This window comes from Actinomadura craniellae, assembly GCF_003289645.1.
Classification (GTDB): Bacteria; Actinomycetota; Actinomycetes; order Streptosporangiales; family Streptosporangiaceae; genus Actinomadura_D; species Actinomadura_D craniellae.
In genome coordinates, this window is sequence record NZ_QLYX01000023.1 from 25,087 (window position 1) to 48,217 (window position 23,131).

A 23,131-nucleotide genomic window follows, 5' to 3' on the forward strand; every position below is an offset into this window, starting at 1 on the left:
GCAAGGCAGACCCCGCCCCGAGCGGCCCGTAACACCCGGTTACAGACCGTCGCGCCGCCGCTGTTCGGCTTCGATCTCGTCCGCAAGTGCGGATCGCTCGGCCTGATGCAGGGCAAGGAGTTCAGCGCTGTACGCCACCCAGGCGGCCTCTTGTTCCGCTGTCATCTGGGCTCCGGAAACTTCGGATTCGATATCTGGATGAATGTCGAGGAACGCTGTGAACAGGACGCCCATCTCGCGGCTGTGCCGGCGGTTGAGCTCGATACGTCGCGGGTCCATCGTTCTCACGCTCATCAGGCCGGCCGGATGGACAGCGGACGAGTCGGCCTGTAGGCCGGGTTCTGTGCCCGCCGGGGGCGGGCGACGGTCATCCATCTCGGGCCGCCGTTGCCGGCGGCCTCCAGCGGTCTACCCGCAGGCTCGGGCGGGCCGCCCTCAGGCGCCTGCGCGGGGAACCGTCGGCTCCCCTTCTTGACCTTGCTCCAGGTGGGGTTTACCTAGCCGCCCGAGTCGCCTCGGGCGCTGGTGAGCTCTTACCTCACCGTTTCACCCTTACCGCCGGCCGAGGCCGGTGGCGGTCTGCTTTCTGTGGCACTGTCCCGCGGGTCACCCCGGGTCGGCGTTACCGACCACCCTGCCCTGTGGAGCCCGGACCTTCCTCGGCGGGGGCGAAACCCCCGACGCGACCGCCCGGCCGGCTCGTCCGCCGTCGTCCCAGCCTACTGCAGATGGTGCGTGTCGTTGAAAGCTCGCAGCACGGACGGACCGTCGTCGTACCAGTCGATCGCGGACAGCGAGGAGACGTCCAGGTGCATGCGGTACAGCGCGGTCATGGGGGCGTCCAGCGCCGCCCGGACCAGCAGCTTGATCGGGGTCACGTGCGTGACCACCAGGACGGTCTCGCGGCGGTGCCGCACCTTGAGCTTGTCGAGCGCCACGCGCACCCGGCGGTCGGTGTCGGCGAAGCTCTCGCCGCCCGGCGGCGGCACCGACGGGTCGGCCAGCCACGCCTTCAGCTCGCCGGGCCAGCCCTGCTCGGCCTCGGCGAAGGTCAGCCCTTCCCACGCGCCGAAGTCGGTCTCGCGGAAGCCCTCCTCCACCCGTACCGGGGCCCCGGTCGCCTCGGCCACCGCGGCGGCGGTGTCGCGGCAGCGGCGCAGCGGGGACGTCACGATCACGGCCGGGCCACCGCGCCGGGCGAGCGCCCGCCCGGCCGCCGCGGCCTGCTCCAGGCCGGTGGCGGTGAGCGGGATGTCGCCGACGCCCGCGAACCGCTTCTCGGTGGAGTAGGGGGTCTCCCCGTGCCGCAGCAGCAGGGTGGTGGTCGGGGTCCGGCTCGGCGGCAGCCAGGACGGCTCCGCGTCGGCCTCACCGTCCGCCCCGGCGGCAGGCTCGGCGGTGGTCTCGGCGCGGCGCCAGGCGCGGCCCTGGGCGGCGGCGTCCATCGCCTCGTTGGCCAGCCGGTCGGCGTGGGCGTTGCGGGCCCGCGGCACCCAGGTGTAGGTCACCGCGCCCAGCCCGGACGCCACCGACCGGGCCTCGCGGGCCAGGGGGATCATGTCGGGGTGCTTGATCTTCCAGCGGCCGGACATCTGCTCGACGACGAGCTTGGAGTCCATCCGCGCCTCGACCCGGGCGGCCGGGTCGATCTCGGCGGCGGCCCGCAGCCCGGCGATCAGGCCCCGGTACTCGGCCACGTTGTTGGTCGCCTTGCCGATGGCCTCGGCCACCTCGGCCAGCACCTCGCCGGTGATCGCGTCGCGGACCACCGCTCCGTAACCGGCCGGCCCGGGGTTGCCGCGCGAGCCCCCGTCGGCCTCGACGGCGAGGCGGCGGCTCACAGCCCCGACTCGGGGGTGCGGACGAGGATCCGGCGGCACTCCTCGCAGCGGACGACCTCGTCGGGGGCGGCGGCCCGGATCCGGTTCAAGTCGACGGTGTTGAGCGCCAGGTGGCAGCCCTGGCACTGGCCGCGGAGCAGCGCCGCGGCGCCGACCCCGGAGAACTGGCCGCGCAGCTTCTCGTACAGGGCCAGCAGGTCGTCCGGGACGTCCTTGACCACGGCGGTCCGGGCGGCGCCGGTGGCGGCCGACTCGTCGTCGATCTGCTGCTGGGCGACCGCCCGCCGTTTGGCGACCTCGCCCAGTTCCTCCTGGACGGTGCCCTGCTCGGCGCGCAGCGTGGTGACCCGGCCGTCGGCCTCCTCGCGGCGCTCCATGATCTCCAGCACGACCTCTTCCAGGTCGGACTGGCGGCGCTGCAGCGAGGCGATCTCGGACTGCAGGTTGCCGAGGTCCTTGGCCGAGGTGATCTGACCGGAGTCGAGCCGCTTCTGGTCGCGGTCGGCCCGGACCCGGACCTGGTCGACGTCCTGCTCGGCCTTGCGCTGCTCGCGGTCGAGATCGCTCACCTCGGTCTCGGCGGCCACCACGGAGTCGCGCAGCTCGGCCAGGCGGGCCTCCAGCCGCTCGGTCTCGGCGATCTCGGGCAGGGTGCGGCTGCGGTACGCCAGCCGGTCGAGCGCCGAGTCGAGCCCCTGGAGGTCGAGCAGGCGGAGCTGGGCTTGCGGTGCGGCTTTCACTGTTCTCCTTCGAAGTGCAGCGTCCACGCGTCGGTGACGACGGCGGACACCCGGGTCTTGACGTCGAGCGCACCGGTCAGCCGGTGTTCGGCGGCGGCCAGCCACGGCCATTCGGTCGCCCAGTGCGCGGCGTCGATCAGCGCCGGGCCGCCCTGCTCGGTGAACTCCGACGCGGGGTGGTGGCGCAGGTCCGCGGTGAGGTAGACGTCCGCCCCGGCGGCCCGGGCGGTGCCGAGCAGCGAGTCGCCCGCTCCCCCGCAGACCGCGATCGTGCGGACGGGGCGGTCGGGGTCGCCCGCCACCCGCAGCCCGCCGGCGGTGGCCGGCAGCCCGGCCGCGGCCTGTGCCGCGAACGCGCGGAGCGGCAGCGGGGACGCCAGGTCGCCGACCCGGCCGAGCCCGCGCCGGGGGTCGCCGGGGTCGGGTTGCAGCGGGCGCAGCGGGCCGGTCAGGCCGACCGCGCGGGCCAGCGCGTCCGACACGCCGGGGTCGGCGACGTCGGCGTTGGTGTGCGCCGTGTAGAGGGCCACCCCGGCGCCGATCAGCCGGTGGACGAGCCGCCCCTTGGGCGTGGTGGCCGGGACGCCGTGCACCGGCCGCAGCAGCAGCGGGTGATGGGTGATGATCAGGTCGGCGCCCCAGTCGAGGGCCTCGTCGGCGACGGCCGCGACCGGGTCGACGGCGAAGAGCACCCGCCCGACCTCCTGGTCGGGGTCGCCGCACACCAGCCCGACGGCGTCCCAGTCGGCGGCCCAGCCCGGATCGTAGAAGCCGTCGAGGACGGAGATGACTTGGGAGAGGCGCACGTCCGCAGGCTACCGCTCCGGGCCCGCCCGCGCGGCCTTCGTCAGGGTACGGCCGGGGTACGGGCAATGCCCTGGACGAGCATCCCCAAAGGGCGTCCATAATGAGCGTCAGGGAGACTTCGCCGGCTCCCCGCCCGCGGGCGCGCGACCGCGCGGGATCAATCCGGCGACCCGGAGCGTTGGAGTCTGCGTGAAGTCACCCTTCCGCCGCCGGCCCAAGCGGGCCAAGGGCCGTGTCGCCAAGCCGAAGCCGGCCGAGCCCGAGGTCGTCGACTGGCCGCACGACGGCACCGGCCGGACGTCCCTGATGGGCGCGATCCGCGGTGACGGCGAGACCGGCGCGGGGTTCGGCGCGGGCATGTTCGAGGAGTTGCACGCGGCCTTCAGCGGGTCGAAGAAGATCCAGTTGGAGGAGCAGGAGGCGGAGAAGATGCGCCGCCACGACGACCTGCAGCAGGCCGCCCCGCCGCGCGACGACCTGGAGTCCGGCAAGATCCGCATCCGCCGCCCCAGCCAGGACGACCCCGAGGACGGCTGAACCGGGCCTCGAACAAGGTTTCGATCCCGGGCTATCGTGGGGGTGTGAGCACGCACGTCCCACCGGGCTGGCCCGCCCCCGTCCATCCGCCGGGCAGCGAACGGTTCGAGGAGACCGCGATGACCTGGCTGCTGGAGACCGTGCCGCCGGAGTACCGCCGGCACGGCGTGCTGCGCCGCTACCCCGTGGCGCTGGCCCGGATGGCCCGCCATCACGCCGAGGCGAACGTCGAGGCCGCCCGGGCCGGCTTCCGCGGCGCCCGCACCGAACTCGCCGGGATCGTCCCGCCGCACGGGGTCGAGGCGATGCTCGACGTCTACCGGCAGGAGGGCGCCCGGCTCGTCGCGCTCGTCACCGCCGTCGAGCTGGTGGAGGCGGCGCTGCGCGCGCGATCTTCCGATCTCCCAGCATGATCGCTACCGGATGGCGCATAATGGTGGTCACCAGTCGTGGCGGATCGTCACCGTCCGCGATCAGCCGAAAGGCTCGCGATGACTCTCGTCCAGTCCTCGTCCTCGGGGCGTGCGGCGCCGTCCCGCCCGCGCCGGCGGGCGTCCCGGTCTGATCCCGGCCCGGTCCAGGCCGCGGTCGCCCCGCTGCTGGCCGCGCACGGGTACCGCGACGCGCACGAGCTGCGCCGCGCCTACGCGGTGGCCGAGCGCATGCACCGCGGCCAGCTGCGCAAGTCCGGCGCCCCCTACATCACCCACCCGCTGGCGGTGGCGATGATCCTGGCGGGGCTGGGGCTCGACACCACCACCCTGGTCGCGGCGCTGCTGCACGACACCGTCGAGGACACCCCGTACACGCTGGGCGAGGTCCGGGCCGACTTCGGCGAGGAGGTCGCCGTCCTGGTCGACGGGGTGACCAAGCTGGACGGCGAGCGCTGGGGCGACCGGCGCGAGGCCGAGACCTTCCGCAAGATCGTGCTGGCCGCCGCGGCCGACCTGCGGGTGCTGGTGATCAAGCTGGCCGACCGGCTGCACAACCTGCGCACGCTCGGCTTCCAGCCGCCGCACAAGCGGGAGCGGATCGCCCGGGCCTCGCTCGAACTGCTGGTCCCGTTCGCCGAGCGGCTGGGCATCCACGTCCTGCGGCAGGAGATGGACGACCTCGCCTTCAAGGTGCGCGACCCCGAGGCGCACGCCGGTACGGGGGCGGCGCTGGCCGCGGCGCTGCGCGTGGCCGACGGCACCTTCGGGCCCGCCGCCGCCCGGTTGCGCGGCACGCTGGCCGAGCACCACCTGCGGGGCGAGGTCGCCGTCCGGCCCCGGCACCTGTACGCGCTGCACGAGGAGCTCGACGGCGATGTCGCCGGGCTGCGGCCGCACGAGGCGGCCCGGCTGCTGGTGGTCGTCGACGGCGACGAGAGCGACTGCTACATCGCGCTGGGCGCGGTGCACGCGGCGATGCATCCCATCCCGGGGCGGGTGAAGGACTTCATCGCGCTGCCCAAGTTCAACATGTACCAGTCGCTGCACACCCGGGTGATCGGCCCGGCCGGCGACCCGCTGAACGTGATCATCCGGACCCGGGCGATGCACCCGGTGGCCGAGCACGGGATCATCGCGCACCTGCGCGAGACGGGCGACCCGGCCGGCACCATGGCCGGGCGGCGCGACCTGGCCTGGCTGAGCCGGCTGCTGGCCTGGCAGTCCGACGCCCCGTCGGCACAGTTCCTCGACAGCCTGCGGGCCGACCTGACCTCCGGCCACGTGGCGGCCTTCACCCCCACCGGCGAGATCGTGACGCTTCCGGTGGGGGCCACCGCGCTGGACTTCGCGTACACGCTCTCCCCGGAGACCGGCGAGCACTGCATCGGGGTGCTGATCAACGGCCGGCCGGCCCGGCTGGCGACCGAGGTGCGCAGCGGGAACGTGATCGAGGTGCTCACCGACCCGCAGGCCCACCCCACCGACGACTGGCTGGGGTTCGCCACGACCCCGCAGGCCCGGGTGCACATCCAGCGCCGGCTCAGCCACGACAGCGCCGAGGAGGCCTCCCGGGCGGGCCGCGACCGGCTGGACCGGGCGCTGGCCGAGCGTGGCACCGACCTGCTGGCCGCCGAGACGCACGGCGAATCGCTGGCCATCGCCCGGGACCTCGGCTTCGATGAGGTCGACCGGCTGTACGCGGCACTGGACGACGGCTCCGTGGCCCTCGACGATCTCCTCCCCCGCTTTCTGCCGCCCGGCTGACCGGCCGGGAAACTGGGCGCCGGCCCATGTCCAGGGCGGACGGCCACCCCTAGCATCCGGGGGGCCGACCGCAGAGGGGTGAGCCGATCATGAAGTACGGCCTGCAGGACCCGCGGTTGTGGTGGTCCCTCGGTGTGCTGTTCCTCTACACCGTCGCCCGAGCGCAGACGCTCTACTGGGTGGGGCGGGGCATGGGGCTGGGGTTCCACTCGTCCCCGCTCGGCCGGCGGGTCGGCCGGGAGCGGATGGAACGCATCGAGCGGGCGATCCACTCCCGCGGGTCGGTGGTGCTCCTCGTGGCCGCCTTCATCCCCTTCGTACGGATCGGTGTCTGGGGCGCCGCCGGGGTGACCCGGCTGCCGTTCGCCCGGTTCGTGCTCTTCGGCACGCTGGGCGCGGCGCTCTACAGCGTGGTGCTGGGGCTGGGCGGGTACGCGCTCCTGGTGGCCTGGCTCGAACTGGCCGAACGGTCCCCGGTGCTGGCCGGCGCCCTGCCCGTGGCCGTGGCCGGGCTGGTGATCCTCCTGATCCGGCGCCGGCGCCGCGCCGAACCGCTCACCCCAGATCACGCAGCCGGGCGGCCACGCTCTCGGGCACCACGTCGTTGACGAAGGCCCCCATCCCGGACTCCGAGCCGGCCAGGTACTTGAGCCGGCCGGCGGACCGGCGCACCGAGAACAGCTGCAGGTGCAGGTAGGACAGGTCCCGGTCGCTCCTGGCCGGGGCCTGGTGCCAGGCCGCCACGTAGGGCAGCGGGGCGTCGTAGAGCTGGTCGAGCCGGCCCAGCAGGTCGAGGTACAGGTCGCAGAAGTCGGCCCGCTCGGCTTCGTCGAGGGCGGGCAGGTCGGGTACCCGGCGGTGCGGGTAGAGGTGCACCTCCACCGGCCAGCGGGCGGCCTCGGGCACGAACGCGGTCCAGTGCCCGGTGCTGCGGATCACCCGGATGCCCGCTCGCCGCTCGGCGTCCAGGACCTCGGTGAACAGGCAGCGGCCGGTCTCGGCGCGGTGCCGGCGGGCGGAGTCGAGCAGCTGCCGGGTGCGGGGGGTGACGAACGGGTAGCCGTAGATCTGGCCGTGCGGGTGGTCGAGCGTCACCCCGATCTCCGGGCCGCGGTTCTCGAAGCAGAACACCTCCGCGACGTGCGGCAGCCGGGACAGCTCCGCCGTCCGGTCGGCCCAGGCCGCCATGACGGTGCCCGCCCGCCGGGCGGTCAGCCCGCCGAAGGAGCCATGGTGGTCGGAGGTGAAGCACACCACCTCGCACCGGCCGCGTCCGCCGCCGAAGGAGGGGAAGCGGTTCTCGAACACCACGACGTCGTAGGAGGCGGCCGGGATCTCGGTGGGCCGGCCGGGCGCCGAGGGGCACAGCGGGCACAGGTCGGGCGGGGGCAGGTGGGTGCGGTCCTGGCGGTGCGCAGTGATCGCCACCCATTCGCGCAGCAGCGGGTCGAACCGCAGGTCGGTCGCCGCGGCCGCCGGCGGCAGCTCGCGCGGGTCGGCGGGCGGGACGCGGGGAGCGGCCTCGTCGTAGTAGATGATCTCCCGGCCGTCGGCCAGCCGCCCCGTCGTCCTGTGCATCTTGCTCCTCCCGAAGGCTCCGGGACGCAGCCTAGGCGGCCCGCACGCTCAGCCCTGGTAGAGGACGGCGGTGGCGGAGTAGGAGCCGGCGGCGGTGTCGCGGCGGGCCGTGTAGACGAGGTCCAGGCCCCCGTCCGGGCGGGCCCGCAGGGTGATGAAGCCCTGGTCGGTGCAGGCGTCCCTGCCCTGGGTGATGTCCTCACGCAGCGTCAGGCCGGCGCCGGACCGGCTCAGCAGCGTGTGCGTCCCCGAGCAGCCGGGCGAGGTGTAGGAGACCTGCCCCACGTCAGCCCCGGCGGGCAGGACCAGCCGGATCGGCCAGCTCCGCCCGTTGTCCTGCCGGACGACCCCGGTCCAGACACCGGAGTACTCCGCGGGGAAGCCGCCCTCCGTCCCGGAGACGGTCGGCGGCACGGTGGACCGGCCGGATGCGGCCGGGGCACCGGACGGGCCCGGCGCGGCCGGCGCGGTGGCACCCGCGGAGCCCGGGGAGCGGGTCGGGCCGGTCGCCGGCTCGTCATCGCCGTTCAGTAGCTGGCTGCCCAGCAGGCCCGCCGCCGCGGCGACCACCGCCACCGCGCCGATCACCGCCAGGAGCGGAGCGGCGCCCCGCCAGGCCGGGGGCCGCCGGAACGTCTCCGTGGCGTCCGCTCCCGGCGAGGTGGCGGGCGCTCCGGGCGGCGGGCCCGGCGGGACGGGGGTCTCCGGGACGACCCGGGTGGCCGCGCCGGCGGCCTGGGCGAGCAGGTCCGCGGGGGCTCCGCCGGTGTCGTGCCCGAGCATCCCGGCCACGATCCGCTCCGCGGTGGGCCGGGCCGCCGGGTCCTTGGCCAGGCACGCGGTCACCAGGCCGCGCAGCGGCTCCGGCAGCGCGCCGAGTTCCGGCTCCCCGTTCAGGATGCGGTTGATCACGGCCGGGATCGCGTCCTGCCCGAACGGCGGTGCTCCGGTGGCCGCGTACACGATCGTCGCCGCCCAGGCGAAGACGTCCACCTCGGGGCCCAGCAGGTCACCCCTGACCTGCTCGGGCGCCATGTACGCGGGGGTGCCGACGACCTGGCTGGTCAGTGAGGTCGCCGCGTCCAGCGCCCGGGCGATGCCGAAGTCGATCACCCGTGGCCCGTCGGGGCCGAGCAGCACGTTGTGCGGCTTGAGGTCGCGGTGCACCACCCCGGCCCGGTGGATGGCCGCCAGCGCGGTCGCGGTGCCGATCGCCAGCCGTTCCAGGGCGCCCTCGCTTCGCGGCCCCTCGCGTGCCACGACCTCCTGGAGGGAGACTCCCTCGACGTACTCGCTCACGATGTAGGGCCGGTCGCCGGCGACGTCGGAGTGCAGTACCCGGGCGGTGCAGAACCGGGCCACCCGCTGCGCGGCCGCCGCCTCCCGGACGAAGCGGCGGCGGGCGTCGGCGTCTCCGGCCAGCCGGGCGTGCAGCAGCTTGACCGCCACCCGCTCGCCGCCGGGCCCCTCGCCGAGGAAGACCGCGCCCTGGCCGCCCTCGCCTAACCGGCCGAGCAGCCGGTAGCCGCCGAGCTCGGCGGGGTCGCCCTGCGCCAGGGGGTCCGTACGCGGCATTCCGCACCTCCGCCCCCAGCATGCCGGACCGAACCGGGCCGCGGGCGCGAACCGATCAAGGTTCCTGGGAGGTGGCCTCCGCCACGGACAGGTCCTCCTCCGTCAGCCGGTGCGCCGGCTCGTCGAAGGGGAACAGCGAGGTGGCGATGAGGCCGTCGATGACCAGCAGTTCTCCGGAGTCCAGCAGCCGCCAGCGGGGGTCGTCGTTCATCGGCTCGCTGGCCACCACGTACGCCGGGGCGGGCGGGCCGTCCCCGGGGCCGCCCAGTTCCACCGTGCCGGGCTCGTGGTCGGCGTGCAGCAGGCGCGCCCCGGGCGGGCCGGCGGGCTCGGCGGGCGGCAGCACCCACAACTCGTTGGGGTCGGGGTAGCGCAGCGCCCAGATCCGCCGCGGTTCGGCCAGGACCAGGTTGAGCGAGTAGAGCGGCAGCTCGGCGGCGATCCGCCGGACCGCCTCGACCAGCCCGGCCGTGGTGTCGCCCTGCCGCTTGATCTCGGCGGTGACGAGGGCGAACACCCGTTCCGAGTCGGTCTGCCCCTCCAGCAGCGCCCGGTCGACGGGGGTCAGCCAGGAGTCGAGCACGTCCAGCCCCTTAACCACGCCGTTGTGCGCGAACAGCCGGTCGTGCATGTCGAACGGGTGGGCGTTGTGGACGTGCACCGCGCCCGAGGAGGCGTACCGCAGGTGGGACACGAACGTGTGGGAGACCACGTTGCGGGCCTGGAGCGCGAAGTCGGCGTTCTGGTACGCGGCCACCGGCGCCCGGTCGCGCACCGGCTCGTCACCGAGCGAGAACCAGCCCAGGCCGGTTCCGTCAGGTTGCCGGTGGCTCTGCTGGTGCAGGCTCTGGGGGGCGTCCAGCAGCCAGAAGGAGGCCCGCACCCGCGGGCCCCCGGTGGTCATCGCGAACAGTCGGCACATGCCTCCACCATGCCGGACGCGGAACAGTGCCACGTCCACCGGCGGAAATTCAGCGCCGGGCGCCGGTCCGCGGAACCGTCCACGGGACGCGCCGCGCGTGCGGGCGGGCCACCAGGAGCGCGCCCAGCGCGACGCACGGGGAGTCGTCCTGCACCACCGGCGGGTAGTCCAGCGTCCGCCCCAGCAGGTCACCGATCTTGGGGACCCGGCTGGACCCGCCGGTCACGTAGAGCGCAGCGAGGTCGGCCGGGGCCAGCCCCACCGCCTCCATGGTGCCGCGCAGCCCCTGCACGCTGTGCCGCAGCGAGGGGGTGATCTGCCGCTCGAACTCCGCCCGGGTGATCCGCAGGCCGGCCGCGAAGCCCTCGGGCCGAACCTCCGTGCTGAGCCGTTCGGACAGGGCGTGCTTGGCGCCGACGACGTCGCGGCGCAGCCGGCCGCGGGCCGGGTTCCCGGTGCTGACCAGCCGCTCCCAGACAGCGGGCTCGGCCTCGGCCGCGCGCCGGCCGACGATCTCCAGCAGGGCCAGGTCGAGGTCCTCGCCGCCCAGCCGCTCGTCCCCGCCGGGGCGGCCGATCGGCACGAACCCGCCGAGCGTGCGCCGCAGCACCGTAGTGTCGAACGTGCCGCCGCCCAGGTCGTACACGGCCACGTACCGGCCCCAGTCGATGCGCTCGCGGCCGGTGCGGTGGACGGCCGCGGCCACCGGCTCGGCGACGAACTCGGGCTCGGGCAGCCCGGCCCGCAGCGCCGCGGCGGCGAACAGCCGCAGCCGGGCGTTCTTCCACCGGACCGGGTGGGTCAGCACGACCCGGTCCGGTGCCGTCCCGCCCTGCCGGCGCAGCGCCGTCGTGTACACCTCGCCCAGCACCGCGGCGACCAGGTCGGCGGTGAGGACGCCCCGGTCGCCCAGCCGGACGGCCGTCTTCTGGACGAACGCGCGTTTGGGGGTGCGCTCGGCCCGCTCCGGGCACGCCTCGGCCCGGCGCGCCGCCTCCCGGCCCGCGATCAGCCCGCCCGCGTCGTCGAGGTAGACCAGCGACGGCAGCCGCCGGTGCCCGTCGAAGGCGAGCGCCTCGATCCGGCCGTCCGCCGCCACCGCCGCGGTGGTACAGGACGTGCCGAAGTCGATCGCCAGCGCCCACCCGCCCATCAGTCCCCTCCCCGTTCGTGCACGACGCCGGCCCCCGATCTCCCCTCGGCGTGGCGGCGCGATCGGCGACGGACGCGCGGAATCCGGTCGCCGAGGGTCTTCGCCGTCTCGGCGGAGGATGCCGGCCCCCGGGCTGGCAACCGCCAAAATGACGAAAACGGCTGAACCTGCAGCGAATGCCGAATTTTATTGGCCCACGATCCGGGTGTCCAGCAAGACCGGAACCACCTCCCCCGCGAGAACGCCCTGCGCGACCCCTCCGTTTCCACCACCGCACCCGGGGAACCCGGTCAAAAAGGGCATTCATGGCGGATGCCGCAGGAACAGGGAGGAGCGGGACATGAAGGCAGTGGTCTGGCACGGCATCGGGGAGATCTCGCTCGACGACGTTCCGATGCCGAAACTCGAGGGCCGCGAGGACGCGATCGTCCGGATCACCGGCAGCGCGATCTGCGGCACGGACCTGCACTTCGTCCGGGGGACCATGCCGGGGATGCGCCCGGGGACGATCCTCGGGCACGAGGCGATCGGGGTGATCGAGGAACTCGGCCCGGACGTGCGCAACTTCTCCCTCGGCGACCGGGTCGTGGTCCCGTCCACCATCGGCTGCGGGCGGTGCTCGTACTGCCGGGCCGGCTACTACGCCCAGTGCGACGTGGCCAACCCCAACGGCCGCGACGCCGGGTCGGCCTTCTACGGCGGGCCCGCGTCCACCGGGCCGTTCGACGGGATGCAGGCCGAGTACGCCCGGGTCCCGTTCGCGCACACCAACCTGGTCGCCATCCCGCCGGGCGTCACCGACGAGCAGGCGCTGATGGTCAGCGACATCTTCCCCACCGCCTGGTTCGGCGCCCGGCTGGCCCAGGTGGGCCCCGGCGACGTGGTGGCGGTGCTCGGCGCCGGGCCGGTCGGGCAGCTGGCCGCGCTGTCGGCGCGGATGCAGAGCGCCGGGCGGGTGCTGATCATCGACGGCAACGCCGACCGGCTGGAGACCGCCCGGCTGCAGAACGCCGAGACCATCGACTTCAACGCCGAGGACCCCGTCGAGACCGTCCGGGACCTCACCGGCGGGATCGGCCCCGACCGGGTGATCGAGGCGGTCGGTGTGGACGCCCAGCACCCCGACCGGCCGATCGGCGAGGACGCCGAGCGCGCGTTCGCGCTGGAGCAGGTGGCGGCCGCGCCGGAGACCAACCCGCACGACGGGCAGTGGGTGCCGGGCGACGCGCCCAGCCAGGCGCTGCGCTGGGCCGTACAGATGGTCGCCAAGGCCGGGACCATCGGCATCGTCGGCCTCTACCCGCCGGGATTCGACGCCTTCCCGCTGGGCACGGTGACGAACCGGAACCTGACGGTGCAGGCGGGCACCTGCAACCACCGCCGGTACATCCCCCGGCTGCTCAGCAAGATCGCTTCCGGGGCGGCCGACCCCACCACCGTCATCACCCAGCAGGAGGGCCTGGTCTCGGCCATCGACGCCTACCAGGCGTTCGACCGGCGCGAGCCCGGCTGGACCAAGGTGGCGCTGGAGCTGACGTGACGGGCAGCCACGACCGGCCGAAGAGCGCGCTGAACCTGCGGCTGGCACTGGCGATCTACGGCCTGGTGGTCTGCACGGCGCTGGCGGCACTCACCTGGTGGGCCGGGTTCCACGTGCTCTCCGTGGTGCTGGCGATCCTCGCGGTGATCGCCGCGGTGGACCTGGTGGTCGTCGCCCGCCGGATCCGCAGCCGGCGCCGCCGGGGCGAGCACCACACGCTGTTCGAGTGATCGGCCGGCCGGGCGGCGAGTTCCTCGGCGACCGGGCGGATCGCTAGCCGAAGGCCTCCGTCTGCTCGGCCGCCCGCTCGTCGTAGGCGGCGCGGTTCTTCTCGATCGTCTCGACGCGGGTCTCGGCCCAGCCGACCAGCGCCGTCACCGCGCCCAGCAGCTCGCAGCCCAGCGGGGTGACGGAGTACTCGACGCGCGGCGGCATCACCGGGTACATGGTGCGGACGATGATGCCGTCGCGCTCCAGATTGCGCAGCGTGACGGTCAGCATGCGCTGGCTGATGCCGTCGATGCGCCGCTTCAGCTCGGTGAACCGCAGGGTCTCCTCGCCGAGCGTGGCGATGACGTACAGCGACCACTTGTCGCCCACCCGGTCGACGATCTCCCGCGCCCGGCAGTCGTGCCCACCCGGGAAGGACTGATCACTCATGGTTACCTCCAGGTGCCCAAGGCAGGTGAAAGTGCGTTCTTGTGTTTCCTCGGTGACCGTCCGCAGTATGGAGAGGTTCCCTTTCATAACCACACCACCCAAGGGAACCTACTTACCCTTGGGAACCTCTAGGAGACACCATGACGACCGAGGTTGTCGAGATCCCCGGATACGTCGCCGGCACCTGGGACATCGACGTGACCCACTCCTACGTGGGCTTCACCGTCAAGCACCTGATGTTCACCAAGGTGCGCGGCCGGTTCACCTCGTTCGAGGGCCAGATCGTCACCGGGGCCGACCCGCTGGACTCCAGCGTGACCGCGACCATCGACCTGGCCTCCGTCGACACCGGCAACGCCCAGCGCGACGACCACGTCCGCAACGAGGACTTCCTCGAAGTCGACCGCTACCCGACCATGACCTACCGCTCCACCGGGCTGCGCCGGGACGGCGACGACTTCGTCCTCGACGGCGAACTCACCCTCAAGGGCCTGACCCGCCCGGTCCCGCTGCGGCTGGAACTCGGCGGGATCGGCTACGACCCGTTCGCCGCCGACCCGGAGAAGGGCGCCCGGATCGGCCTGACCGCCACCGGCGAGCTCAACCGGATCGACTTCGGGGTCACCTACAACGGCCCCATCCCCGGCGGCGGCGTCGCCCTGAGCGAGAAGATCCAGCTCACCCTGGAGATCCAGGCCGCGCTCCGGATCTGAGCACCGCGGCGCCCGGGCGGCCGCACCGCCCGGGCGCCGTAGGGTTCCTACCGTGCGCGACCTCCTCGTCCTCGGCACGGCCAGCGCCGTGCCCACCCGGCACCGCAACCACAACGGCTACCTGCTCCGCTGGGACGGGCACGGGCTGCTCTTCGACCCCGGCGACGGCACCCAGCGGCAGCTCACCCTGGCCGGGGCCGCCGCACACGACCTCACCTGGCTGTGCATCACGCACTTCCACGGCGACCACTGCCTCGGCGTCCCCGGCGTCGTGCAGCGGATCGCCCGGGACGGGGTGCGCCACCCCGTCCAGGCCGCCTTCCCGGCCAGCGGCGCGCGGTACTGGGAGCGGCTGCGGCACGCGGCGGTCTTCCACGACACCGACGTGATCCGCGAGCAGCCGGTCTCCGGCGAGACGATGCGGCTGGACACCGGGGACGCCCCCTTCACCCTGACCGCCCGGCGGCTGAACCACCCCGTGCAGGCGTACGGCTACCGGCTGGAGGAACCCGACGGCCGCACCATGCTCCCCGACGAACTCGCCGCCCGCGGCGTCCACGGCCCACTGGTCGGCGAGTTGCAGCGGCGGGGCCAGGTGACCGCCCCCGGCGGCCGCACCGTCACGCTCGAAGAGTGCAGCCGCCCCCGCCCCGGGCAGAAGGCGGCGTTCATCATGGACACCGGCCTGTGCGACGCGGTCCACGCCCTCGCCGACGGCGCCGACCTGCTGATCATCGAGTCGACCTTCCTGGACGAGGACCTGGCCCACGCCGAGGCCAACGGCCACCTCACCGCCGGCCAGGCGGGCCGCGTCGCGGCGGCGGCCGGGGTCCGGCGGCTGGTGCTGACCCACTTCTCCGGGCGCTACGACCCGGGCGCCGAGCCCCGCTTCGCCGAGCAGGCGGCCGCCGCCTACTCCGGCGACATCGTCGTCGCCCGCGACCTCGCCCGCGTCCCCGTCCCGCCGCGCCGCACCCCCTGAGCCCCGGGGACGCCCACCGCCTGCGACCATGGATGGACGCGGCTGATCGGGGGCGGGCGTGCGCGACTGCGTCTTCTGCGGGATCGTCGCCGGGAGCGAGCCCGCCGAGATCGTCTACTCGGACGACCGGGCGGTCGCCTTCCTCGACACCGCGCAGGCCACCCGGGGCCACACCCTGGTGGTGCCGCGCCGGCACCGCAGCGGGCTGGCGGACATCGAGGCCGGCGAGGCGGCGGCGGTCATGGCCGCCGTGGTGCGGGTGTCCGGGCTGCTGACCCGCGGGCTGGGAGCCGCGGGGATCAACCTCTGGCACGCCACCGGCGAGACGGCCTGGCAGCGGGTGTTCCACTTCCACGTGCACGTGATCCCGCGGTACACCGTTACGGACCTCTCACCGCCGTGGGTCGGGGTCGAGCTACCGGCCGCGTCACTGCGCGACCTGGCCGACCGCATCCGCCGGGCCCGCTGAACCCCGGCCACCCGGGGGCGGCGGGCACGCGCCCGCCGGGTCCACCGGCCTTCGGCCACCCGGGAACGGCGGCGGGTGAGGAGCGGGGACCGGCGGGCGTCACCCTTGGGTGATGTGGCGGTACGCCCTGTTATGGTCTGACAGACTTTCGCACCGTACCGTCAAGCCAGGAGATAGTGATCAAGAACATCGCGACTTCGCTCGCCGCCGCGTCCCTGGGAGTCGTGCTGTTGGGGACGGCGGCCTGTGGCGGCGATGACACCTCCGCCGCCCCGCCGACCGCGACCCCCTCGGCGGGCGGGAGCCCCACCGGGGCGGCTCCCACCCCGGCCGCCTCGCCGCCCGGCGCGGGCCCGGCGTCGAGTCCGGACCCCCGTCCCAGGGTGACCGGCTCCCAGGTGATCATGATTGATCCCGAGGGCAAGCGGTACACCCGCAAGCAGATGGTCGAGCTGGCGGCGGGGATGGCCGCCGCCTTCGAGGGCCGCGGCCTTCCCCCCAACTTCTGCGAGGTGTCCTACCAGCAGGGCGTCGACGAGGGCGGCCAGTTCCCGGCGGGCAAGGCCGCCTTCATGGAGGCCTGTCAGGAGGGCCTGAGGCTGGCGGGCTGAACCGCCGCGCGCCGCGGCCTCACCCGCCACGAGATCACCGACGAGTGGCGCGACTGGTGACCCCGGTGGGCCAGGGGCCGGCCGGAGAAAGGCGGCCGGCGCCCTCCCGATCGGCGCGCGGCATGACGTCACCAGGGACCGGGGAGATGCCGGTCGAGTGCTTCGTCCCATACGTTGCCGCCGCCGGCCCAGGTCCAGAGCCATCGGCGCAGTGAGGCGGTGGCGTGGCACAGGCCATCGTGGGGGTCCTGGCCCTGGTCGGGGTCCCAGCCGTCGGCGTCGTGGAGGAGCACCGGGTTGTCGATCGCGAGCAACGAGACGTGCCACCGCATCGTGCAGCCACCGGACGCCAGGTGGAGCCACGACGCCGGCAGCCCCGCCGCGCGGTCGCGCTCGTGGGCGCGCACCGCGGACGGCCAGTCGCTCCGGTGCCCGGGCGCGCGGTTGCCCTCGGTCAGGGATGCGAGCCCGCCGTCGGGGCCGAAGCCCCCGTCGGCGACCTCGGTGTAAACGCGCCGGAGCAGTTCGGGCAGGCGGCGCCCGATCCTGCGCTCCGCGCCCTCGACCTCGGTCAGGGTGATCGGGGGGAACAGCGGGCCGCGGGGAGCGCCGGCGTAGTAGGCGGCCACTTCCCCGGCCCGTGCCTTGAACCGGATCATCCCGCCGCTGCAGTACCCCACGATGTCGCCGCGGGGCCGTTCCACCCGGTCCCCGCCGTGGCGCTCGGCCACCCACGCGGCGGGAACGTCCGCCGTGTCGAAGCGCAGGCCCGGGTCCCACGCGCGGGCTCGCAGCTTCTCGATCAACGCGTCGTCGTCCCCGAGCCCGGAGGGAGACTCACGGTGCGGCGCCGCAGGGATGTCGCGCGGGGGGTGGGTCATGCACCGGGAGCCTACTGTCGCCGAGGAGGCCCGGCAGGTCGCTTCGGGCGGGCTCGCCGCCGGATCCGTCCGACTGGGAGAACCCGCCCGGTTCGCGGGGAGGGAGAGGTCTGGAGAGCGAGCGAAAACCGGACGTCAGGAACGGGGGATCGACGATGACACGTCCACTCGCAGGAAAGACCGCCCTGGTCACCGGCGGATCCCGGGGAATCGGCGCGGCGATCGTGCGCCGGTTGGCGCACGGCGGGGCGCAGGTGGCCTTCACCTATGCCCGCTCCGGGGACCTGGCCGGGCAGATCGTGCAGGAGGTGGCGGACGCCGGAGGCCGCGCGCTGGCCGTCCAGGCCGACAACGGCGATCCGGAGGCGGTCCGCGCCGCCGTGGCGCGGACGGTGGAGGACTTCGGCGGCCTGGACATCCTGGTGAACAGCGCCGGCACGAACATCGCCAAGCCCGTCGGCGAGGTCACCCCGGAGGACTTCGACACGATGGTGGCGGTGAGCCTGCGCGGCCCGTACGCGCTGATCCAGGCGGCCCTCGCCCACCTGCCCGCGGGCGGCCGGATCATCAACATCGGCAGCATCTGGGCGGACCACCAGCCGCTGGTGGTGGCCCCGCTGGGCTTGTCCCTGTACACGATGACCAGAGCGGCGATAGCCGGCCTGACCCGCTCCCTCGCCCAGGAGCTCGGCCCGCGCGGCATCACGGTCAACAACGTCCAGCCCGGCACCACCAGGACGGATCTGATCTCCGACCGGCTGGCGGAAACCATGCTGCCGACGATCCCGGTGGGACGCCTCGGAGAGCCCGCCGAGATCGCCGGTGTGGTCGCCTACCTCGCCGGCCCGGACGCCGGTTTCGTCAACGGCGTCAGCTGGAACGTCGACGGTGGTTACCTGACGTGAGGACGGGCGGCCGGGGCCGCCCGCCACCGGGCGCCCCTGTCGATCGTGCTCGTGCCGACGGTTCCCGGGCGTTCTGGCATGGGTGCGCCACCTTGCGACACAAGAACGTATACATTATTTTAAATCGTCCATTCACAGAAGGCGCCGTGGGAGTCCCCGGGGCAGGGGCGAGGCCGTCGCCGGCAGGGAGCTCTGACGTGGCGTTCTTCGTTCTGCGCTTCGACCTCCGCAACCCGCCCGTCGCCGGCACCACCATGGCCGAGCGCTACCGGGCAGCCCTGGACATGGCCGAGTGGGCGGACCGGGCCGGCTTCTACACCATCGTGCTGTCCGAGCACCACGGTTCGGCCGACGGCTACCTGCCCGGCGCGCTGGCGATGGCCGCCGCGATGGCGGCCCGGACCTCCCGGATCCGGATCCGGGTCGCCGCAGTCGTCGCGGCGTTCCACGATCCGCTGCGGCTGGCCGAGGACGCCGCGGTGGTCGACAACCTCTCCGGCGGCCGGCTCGACCTGGTCGTCGGCGCGGGCTACGTGCCCGCGGAGTTCGCGATGTTCGGCGTCGAGCCCAAGGAGCGGGTCCGCCGCACGGTCGAGACCGTCACGACGCTGCGGAACGCGTGGACAGGCGAGCCGTTCGAGTACCGGGGCAGGACCGTCCGCGTCACCCCGGCGCCGTGCAGCCCCGGCGGGCCGCCGCTGGATCTGGGCGGCAGTTCCGAGGCCGCGGCCCGGCGGGCGGCCCGGCTCGGCGTGGGTTTCATGGCCACCGACCCCGGCGTGTGGGAGTTCTACCGCGACGAGACGATCCGGCTCGGCCGGCCGGACCCCGGCCCGTACCTGGGCGGGAACACCGGCTTCGTGCACCTGGCCGAGGACGTCGAGGAGGGGTGGGAACAGATCGCCCCGTACGCCCTGCACGAGTCGGCCTCCTACGGCGGCTGGCTGGCCGCCGGCGGGCCGGGCTCCGCCGAGGTGTACCGGCCGATCGGGTCGGTCGCCGAACTGCGCGCGTCCGGGCAGTACCGCGTGCTGCGGCCGGCGGAACTGGTCGCCGAACTCACCGAGCGCGGCCCGCTGGCGGTCGGGTTGCTCCACCCGATGATGGGCGGTATCCCGCCCGAGATCGCCTGGCGAAGCCTGCGCCTGCTGGAAACCGAGGTCCTGCCCCGGCTCGACGCGTGATTCGCAATTGTTCGACGCTCTGAACCTGCATGGTTTTTGGCAGCCCTCCACCAGCCCGAAAGGGCGACCGCTTTCTGAAACTTCATGGCTCTCGCTGGCGTTCACGAGACCGCACCGGCCGATGCTCTACGGCCTGAGCTGCACAACATGGCGTTACAGTGCCATCTTGATGACCTGCGAGTAAGTCCGCTGAAGTATCTTTTCCCGAAGATGCCCTTCCACCCTCGCACGCACGATGGGATGTTGAAATCCCAAATTCGAGGCAATTCAGCAAATCAAAAGGGGGCTTCGATGATCGGCGATAATGGAAACGGTCAGTGGGTCGTTTCCCGGAACGGTGAGTACTTCAGCGCCGTACTGAACGGCGCCAACTCCGACGGCGTGCTTCTCTACGACCTGTACCGGTACCAGATCAGGCCGGGACAGGACCACACGCCGCAGCACGAGCAAGAGGGAGATTGGGTGCTGGCCGTCTCGGGCGTCCTGGCCACCGATGACGGCTACGACCTCTGGACCGTCCCGGTACCCGAGCCCACCGTCGGCCCCACGGAGGTCACGCCCACCGACGATTTCGCCCGCCTGTCCCAGATCGAGGAGAAGTTCGCCGAGGCGTTCGAGGCGAGGATCGGGGCGATCCCCTCCGGCTGGACCGAGGTCGACGACGAGGTGCGCCGGTTCGCCCGGGTGGCGTGGGTCGTGACCCACCTGGACCGGGCACGCCGGGTGTGCGGGGTGCTCGGCCGGCTGACCGACAAGATCACGATCTCCGTCAACTCGGACACCGGCAACGTCGATAGCATCACCGCCCTGGGCGACGACCTCGCCGCGCTGGTCAAGGCGAGCGGCGACCCAGAAGAGTTCGCCGAGCTGCTGGAGGTGCTGCGGCAGCAGTCGGGCATGAGCGACCACCACCTGAAGCGCAAGCTGCGCAAGGCCTCGACCACGGTCGCGAAACTGCCGGGCGCCGTCGAGGTCCTCGCCGACCCGCTCGGCGAGGAGGGCGCCACGCTGCACGCCGAACTGATCTTCGCCGATCAGGTGCTGAAGTCCAGGACCGGCGACCAGGCCATGATCGGCCTCTCGATGCGCTGCTGCGCCAAGTGCTACCTCGCGCTGAAGGCCGTCCAGGAGGTCGACCGCATCGCCTTCACCATCGAGGGCAGCCACGGCAACGCCTACGACAAGTGGCGGATCCCATCCTTCCTGCTCACCAGCGGACCCCGGATGAAGGCGTTCCTCGGGGACGAGGCGTACGGGCTCTACGTGCAGGCCCCTGACGTCTGCCAGGAGGTGATCAGAAACTTCAAGCTCGTCCACGGCGGCGTTGAGAACTACTACAGCAGCGAGGAGGAGCCCGACGAGAAGAAGCCCGCCGTGGTGGCGGACGAGCCGGCGGAACTCACGGACGACACCGAGAAGGGCGAGACCGGAGGATCCGCCGGCAGCGGCCAGAAACACCTCCGCGACGAGGACAACCAGGAAGGGACCGGTTCGAACAAGCGTCTCAAGACCGGAACGCCCCCCGGCAGCCCGCCCACCGGAACCGACACCCACGTCCCACCCGGCAGCGGAGCCGGCACCGACCCACCCCAAATTCTGGACATCCAATAGCAACAGCGGCGAACCCGGCGGCGCGGAGCGGAGTCTCAACCGACGTCACTCCCGCCGCCGGAGGTCCCCATGCCACCCGCCCCAAGGCCGAACCCGCCGCTGCTCGCGGCCGCGCTCACCCTGGCCCTGGCGCTACTCGCGGGATGCGGCACCACACCGAACCGCCCCCCGGCCCAACCCGCACCGAACGCCGCGCAGAGCACCGAAGAGGCCGCCTTCGCCCGAGCGGCAGGCCTGCCCGCGGCGGAGGCCACCGACGCCCTGACCCGGGGCGAGGCGTTCTGCCGAGGCGAGGAACCCGGCACCCCACCCACCCTGGACACCCTGATCGAGCAGGCGCACGACCCGGTGTACGCGACCGCGGTCACCCGACTCTGCCCGAAACACCTCCCCCTCCTCCACCAGGCCAAGGGCGGATTCACCGAGGGCACCCACCGGGTCGGAAAGGGCGGCAGCGACATCACCCCCGGCCAGTACCGCACCACCCACCGCAACCTGCACGGTTGCTCCTGGCACAGATGGACCCCCAGCGGCCGCACCATCGACAAAGCCACGACCACAACCGCCCCCCAGGGCGTGACGCTCACGATCGCCCCCACCGACGGCGGCCTCACCACCGAGAACTGCGGCAACTGGATCCGCACCCAATGAACCGAGCCGAAGAGGGCGGGCCCTGAGGGCGCTCACCAGGCCCTGCCTCAGAGCGAGACCAGAAACCTCTGCGGTACCACCCCCGGCTGTGCCCACCCCCGGCCCCTTGCTCACGTGATCGTTGAGGATGGGTGGGCCCCCACCCATCCTCAACGATCACCAACGCAGGCGCTTGCGCCAGGCGGCAAGTTTTTGATCAAGTCAACAGGGTGAGCCAGGCCAGTACCGGCAACCCCAGCGGCACACCACCAGCACTGCCGAGTCCTGCACGAACAAACCGTGGCCAACCCCCACCCAGCCACACCACAGAAAAGAAACCCCGCACCAGAAAACCCGCACCGCACCGGGGAGCGTGGGGGACGAAGTCCCCCACATCGGGGGTCCGGGGGTCGCCCCCCGGGAAGGAGATGCGGGCCCCGGCGAAGGTGAGCCGGGCTCACCGAGCAGGCGTGACCGCCACGTGGGCGCAACAGGGTTCGAACCTGTGACCCCTCGCTTGTAAGGCGAGTGCTCTACCACTGAGCTATGCGCCCCCGCGCCAGGTTCCGGCCCGGCGACCGGTCAAGCGTATCGGGTCGGGGCAGGACGGCGCGAAACGGTTGTTCAGTCGGGGCGATCTTGCTCGGCGAGGAAGCGTTCGAACTCGGCGCCGAGTTCTTCCGCGCTGGGGACGTCCTGGTCTTCGGCTAGGAGGCTTTCGCGTTCGGCGGCGCCGGCGAAGGCGTCGTACTGCTGTTCCAGGGCGTGGACGACCTTGCCGACTTCGTCGGAGCCGGCGACCTGTTCGGCGATCTCGGCCTCGGTGCGGGTGGCGGCTTCGCGCAGGGTGTCCGAGGGGATCACCAGGCCGGTGCAGGCGACGACCGCGTTGAGTGCGGCGACGGCGGCCGACGGGTGGGTGGACTGGGCGAGGTAGTGCGGGACGTGCACCGCGTAGCCGATCGCGTCGTGGCCGGCCTCGCCGAGCCGCAGTTCCAGCAGGGCGGAGGCGCTGCCGGGCACCTGTACCTTGTCGAACCAGGAGTTGGTGGTGATCAGCTCGGGGCGGGTGGCGTGCGCGGTCATCCCCACGGGGCGGGTGTGCGGTACGCCCATGGGGATGCCGTGGAAGCCCACCGTCAGCCCTACGCCGAGCCGTTCCACCAGGGAGCGGACCGCGGCGGCGAAGCCCTCCCAGAGCCGGTCGGGTTCGGGGCCGGTCAGGAACAGGAAGGGGCTGCCCGCGGAGTCGTGGACGAGGTGGACGACCAGTTCGGGGGCGTCGTAGGACTCCCAGTGGTCCTGGTCGTAGACCATCAGCGGTCGCCGCGCCCGGTAGTCGATCAGGGAGTCGACGTCGAAGCGGGCGATCACGCGGTGGTCCAGCACCTCCAGGATGTGCTCGCGCACGAGTTGCCCGGCCGAGCCTGCGTCGACGAAGCCGTCCAGGCAGTGCAGCAGCACCGGCCCGGACATCTCCGGCAGGTCGGATTCCAGCTCGTACAGATCCTCGGGTTTCGGCACCGTCTCCCCCACATCGTCCCGCCACTACTTGAGCCCAACATAGGACATCCGCGGTTTCATCCCTACGGGG

General features: G+C 73.1%; 25 protein-coding genes, 1 tRNA gene and 1 other RNA gene. 14 read left to right on the plus strand and 13 right to left on the minus strand.

The features are described 5' to 3' along the window. Positions 1 to 39: 39 nt before the first annotated feature. The 5 genes from DPM19_RS35075 to DPM19_RS32830 all read right to left on the minus strand — a co-directional run bounded on the left by DPM19_RS35075 (position 40) and on the right by DPM19_RS32830 (position 3,387). The gene (locus DPM19_RS35075) at positions 40 to 279 is read right to left on the minus strand and encodes a hypothetical protein (protein ID WP_146779082.1); all 240 of its coding nucleotides are present in this window, start codon (positions 277 to 279) and stop codon (positions 40 to 42) included. Positions 280 to 314: 35 nt separating this feature from the next. Then, positions 315 to 702: RNase P RNA component class A (gene rnpB, locus DPM19_RS32815), an RNA gene on the minus strand. 17 nt (positions 703 to 719) lie between these two features. After that, positions 720 to 1,841 carry a bifunctional RNase H/acid phosphatase gene (locus tag DPM19_RS32820; protein WP_111871989.1) on the minus strand — a complete coding sequence of 374 codons (1,122 nt, stop codon included), beginning with the start codon at positions 1,839 to 1,841 and terminating at the stop codon, positions 720 to 722. Further along, complete coding sequence (locus tag DPM19_RS32825; protein WP_111871990.1) at positions 1,838 to 2,581, minus strand: zinc ribbon domain-containing protein; 744 nt, start codon at positions 2,579 to 2,581, stop codon at positions 1,838 to 1,840. The genes DPM19_RS32820 and DPM19_RS32825 overlap by 4 nt, the downstream gene beginning before the upstream one ends. Next, entirely contained in the window at positions 2,578 to 3,387 is an 810-nt protein-coding gene (locus tag DPM19_RS32830) for a Nif3-like dinuclear metal center hexameric protein (RefSeq protein WP_111871991.1), read from the minus strand. Before DPM19_RS32830 ends, DPM19_RS32825 begins: the two co-directional genes overlap by 4 nt. Before the next feature lie 190 nt (positions 3,388 to 3,577). On the opposite strand from DPM19_RS32830, the gene DPM19_RS32835 reads away from it, so the two are divergent. The 4 genes from DPM19_RS32835 to DPM19_RS32850 all read left to right on the plus strand — a co-directional run bounded on the left by DPM19_RS32835 (position 3,578) and on the right by DPM19_RS32850 (position 6,731). Continuing rightward, the gene (locus tag DPM19_RS32835) at positions 3,578 to 3,925 is read left to right on the plus strand and encodes a DUF6191 domain-containing protein (RefSeq protein WP_111871992.1); all 348 of its coding nucleotides are present in this window, start codon (positions 3,578 to 3,580) and stop codon (positions 3,923 to 3,925) included. A gap of 44 nt (positions 3,926 to 3,969) precedes the next feature. Further along, positions 3,970 to 4,338: a hypothetical protein gene (locus tag DPM19_RS32840; protein ID WP_111871993.1), complete on the plus strand. Its 369-nt coding sequence runs from the start codon at positions 3,970 to 3,972 to the stop codon at positions 4,336 to 4,338. A gap of 78 nt (positions 4,339 to 4,416) precedes the next feature. Further along, on the plus strand, positions 4,417 to 6,123 hold the full coding sequence (locus DPM19_RS32845) for a RelA/SpoT family protein (protein WP_111871994.1): 1,707 nt from the start codon (positions 4,417 to 4,419) through the stop codon (positions 6,121 to 6,123). Between the two features lie 89 nt (positions 6,124 to 6,212). Beyond that, positions 6,213 to 6,731, plus strand: coding sequence for a DedA family protein (locus tag DPM19_RS32850; RefSeq protein WP_111871995.1), 519 nt, complete (start codon positions 6,213 to 6,215; stop codon positions 6,729 to 6,731). Here DPM19_RS32850 and galT read toward each other — a convergent pair. Genes galT through DPM19_RS32870 form a run of 4 tightly spaced genes read right to left on the minus strand, consistent with a single transcriptional unit; the run spans position 6,679 to position 11,351 of the window. Beyond that, positions 6,679 to 7,701, minus strand: a complete 1,023-nt coding sequence (galT, locus tag DPM19_RS32855; protein ID WP_111871996.1) for a galactose-1-phosphate uridylyltransferase — start codon at positions 7,699 to 7,701, stop codon at positions 6,679 to 6,681. The two genes, DPM19_RS32850 and galT, sit on opposite strands and share 53 nt — an antisense overlap. 48 nt (positions 7,702 to 7,749) lie before the next feature. Continuing rightward, positions 7,750 to 9,276, minus strand: a complete 1,527-nt coding sequence (locus DPM19_RS35965; RefSeq protein ID WP_199485410.1) for a serine/threonine-protein kinase — start codon at positions 9,274 to 9,276, stop codon at positions 7,750 to 7,752. A 55-nt stretch (positions 9,277 to 9,331) separates the two neighbouring features. Continuing rightward, complete coding sequence (locus DPM19_RS32865; protein WP_111871997.1) at positions 9,332 to 10,198, minus strand: class II glutamine amidotransferase; 867 nt, start codon at positions 10,196 to 10,198, stop codon at positions 9,332 to 9,334. Between the two features lie 49 nt (positions 10,199 to 10,247). Continuing rightward, positions 10,248 to 11,351 (minus strand): Hsp70 family protein, encoded by a 1,104-nt coding sequence (locus DPM19_RS32870; RefSeq protein ID WP_111871998.1) that lies wholly within the window; start codon positions 11,349 to 11,351, stop codon positions 10,248 to 10,250. Positions 11,352 to 11,691: 340 nt separating this feature from the next. Between DPM19_RS32870 and DPM19_RS32875 the strand changes: the two genes are divergently transcribed. Together DPM19_RS32875 and DPM19_RS32880 are read left to right on the plus strand one after the other, a co-directional pair. After that, entirely contained in the window at positions 11,692 to 12,891 is a 1,200-nt protein-coding gene (locus tag DPM19_RS32875) for a zinc-dependent alcohol dehydrogenase (RefSeq protein ID WP_111871999.1), read from the plus strand. Continuing rightward, a complete protein-coding gene (locus tag DPM19_RS32880; protein WP_111872000.1) occupies positions 12,888 to 13,121 on the plus strand; it encodes a DUF6343 family protein in 234 nt (77 codons plus the stop codon). Before DPM19_RS32875 ends, DPM19_RS32880 begins: the two co-directional genes overlap by 4 nt. A 43-nt stretch (positions 13,122 to 13,164) precedes the next feature. Here the strand turns inward: DPM19_RS32880 and DPM19_RS32885 are convergent, their stop codons facing one another. Then, positions 13,165 to 13,551 carry a winged helix-turn-helix transcriptional regulator gene (locus DPM19_RS32885; protein WP_111872001.1) on the minus strand — a complete coding sequence of 129 codons (387 nt, stop codon included), beginning with the start codon at positions 13,549 to 13,551 and terminating at the stop codon, positions 13,165 to 13,167. Between the two features lie 140 nt (positions 13,552 to 13,691). On the opposite strand from DPM19_RS32885, the gene DPM19_RS32890 reads away from it, so the two are divergent. The 4 genes from DPM19_RS32890 (at position 13,692) to DPM19_RS32905 (ending at position 16,326) form a co-directional block, all read left to right on the plus strand. Further along, positions 13,692 to 14,264 carry a YceI family protein gene (locus DPM19_RS32890; protein ID WP_111872002.1) on the plus strand — a complete coding sequence of 191 codons (573 nt, stop codon included), beginning with the start codon at positions 13,692 to 13,694 and terminating at the stop codon, positions 14,262 to 14,264. A 52-nt stretch (positions 14,265 to 14,316) separates the two neighbouring features. Next, positions 14,317 to 15,246 (plus strand): ribonuclease Z, encoded by a 930-nt coding sequence (locus tag DPM19_RS32895; RefSeq protein ID WP_111872003.1) that lies wholly within the window; start codon positions 14,317 to 14,319, stop codon positions 15,244 to 15,246. A 58-nt stretch (positions 15,247 to 15,304) separates the two neighbouring features. After that, positions 15,305 to 15,715: an HIT family protein gene (locus tag DPM19_RS32900; RefSeq protein ID WP_111872004.1), complete on the plus strand. Its 411-nt coding sequence runs from the start codon at positions 15,305 to 15,307 to the stop codon at positions 15,713 to 15,715. A gap of 176 nt (positions 15,716 to 15,891) precedes the next feature. Next, complete coding sequence (locus tag DPM19_RS32905; protein WP_111872005.1) at positions 15,892 to 16,326, plus strand: hypothetical protein; 435 nt, start codon at positions 15,892 to 15,894, stop codon at positions 16,324 to 16,326. Positions 16,327 to 16,454: 128 nt separating this feature from the next. Here the strand turns inward: DPM19_RS32905 and DPM19_RS32910 are convergent, their stop codons facing one another. Next, on the minus strand, positions 16,455 to 17,207 hold the full coding sequence (locus tag DPM19_RS32910) for an SMI1/KNR4 family protein (RefSeq protein ID WP_199485411.1): 753 nt from the start codon (positions 17,205 to 17,207) through the stop codon (positions 16,455 to 16,457). 155 nt (positions 17,208 to 17,362) lie between these two features. On the opposite strand from DPM19_RS32910, the gene DPM19_RS32915 reads away from it, so the two are divergent. The 4 genes from DPM19_RS32915 to DPM19_RS32930 all read left to right on the plus strand — a co-directional run bounded on the left by DPM19_RS32915 (position 17,363) and on the right by DPM19_RS32930 (position 21,558). Further along, entirely contained in the window at positions 17,363 to 18,112 is a 750-nt protein-coding gene (locus DPM19_RS32915) for an SDR family NAD(P)-dependent oxidoreductase (RefSeq protein ID WP_111872007.1), read from the plus strand. 197 nt (positions 18,113 to 18,309) lie between these two features. Then, on the plus strand, positions 18,310 to 19,296 hold the full coding sequence (locus DPM19_RS32920) for an LLM class flavin-dependent oxidoreductase (protein WP_199485412.1): 987 nt from the start codon (positions 18,310 to 18,312) through the stop codon (positions 19,294 to 19,296). Positions 19,297 to 19,587: 291 nt separating this feature from the next. Beyond that, positions 19,588 to 20,907 (plus strand): hypothetical protein, encoded by a 1,320-nt coding sequence (locus DPM19_RS32925; RefSeq protein WP_158566967.1) that lies wholly within the window; start codon positions 19,588 to 19,590, stop codon positions 20,905 to 20,907. Positions 20,908 to 20,976: 69 nt separating this feature from the next. Beyond that, the gene (locus DPM19_RS32930) at positions 20,977 to 21,558 is read left to right on the plus strand and encodes a hypothetical protein (RefSeq protein ID WP_111872009.1); all 582 of its coding nucleotides are present in this window, start codon (positions 20,977 to 20,979) and stop codon (positions 21,556 to 21,558) included. Positions 21,559 to 22,019: 461 nt separating this feature from the next. On the opposite strand, the gene DPM19_RS32935 is transcribed toward DPM19_RS32930, so the two are convergent. Both DPM19_RS32935 and DPM19_RS32940 read right to left on the minus strand, forming a co-directional pair. Further along, positions 22,020 to 22,091, minus strand: a tRNA-Val gene (locus DPM19_RS32935). Positions 22,092 to 22,161: 70 nt separating this feature from the next. Beyond that, positions 22,162 to 23,061 (minus strand): proteasome assembly chaperone family protein, encoded by a 900-nt coding sequence (locus tag DPM19_RS32940; RefSeq protein ID WP_199485413.1) that lies wholly within the window; start codon positions 23,059 to 23,061, stop codon positions 22,162 to 22,164. Between the last annotated feature and the right edge of the window lie 70 nt (positions 23,062 to 23,131).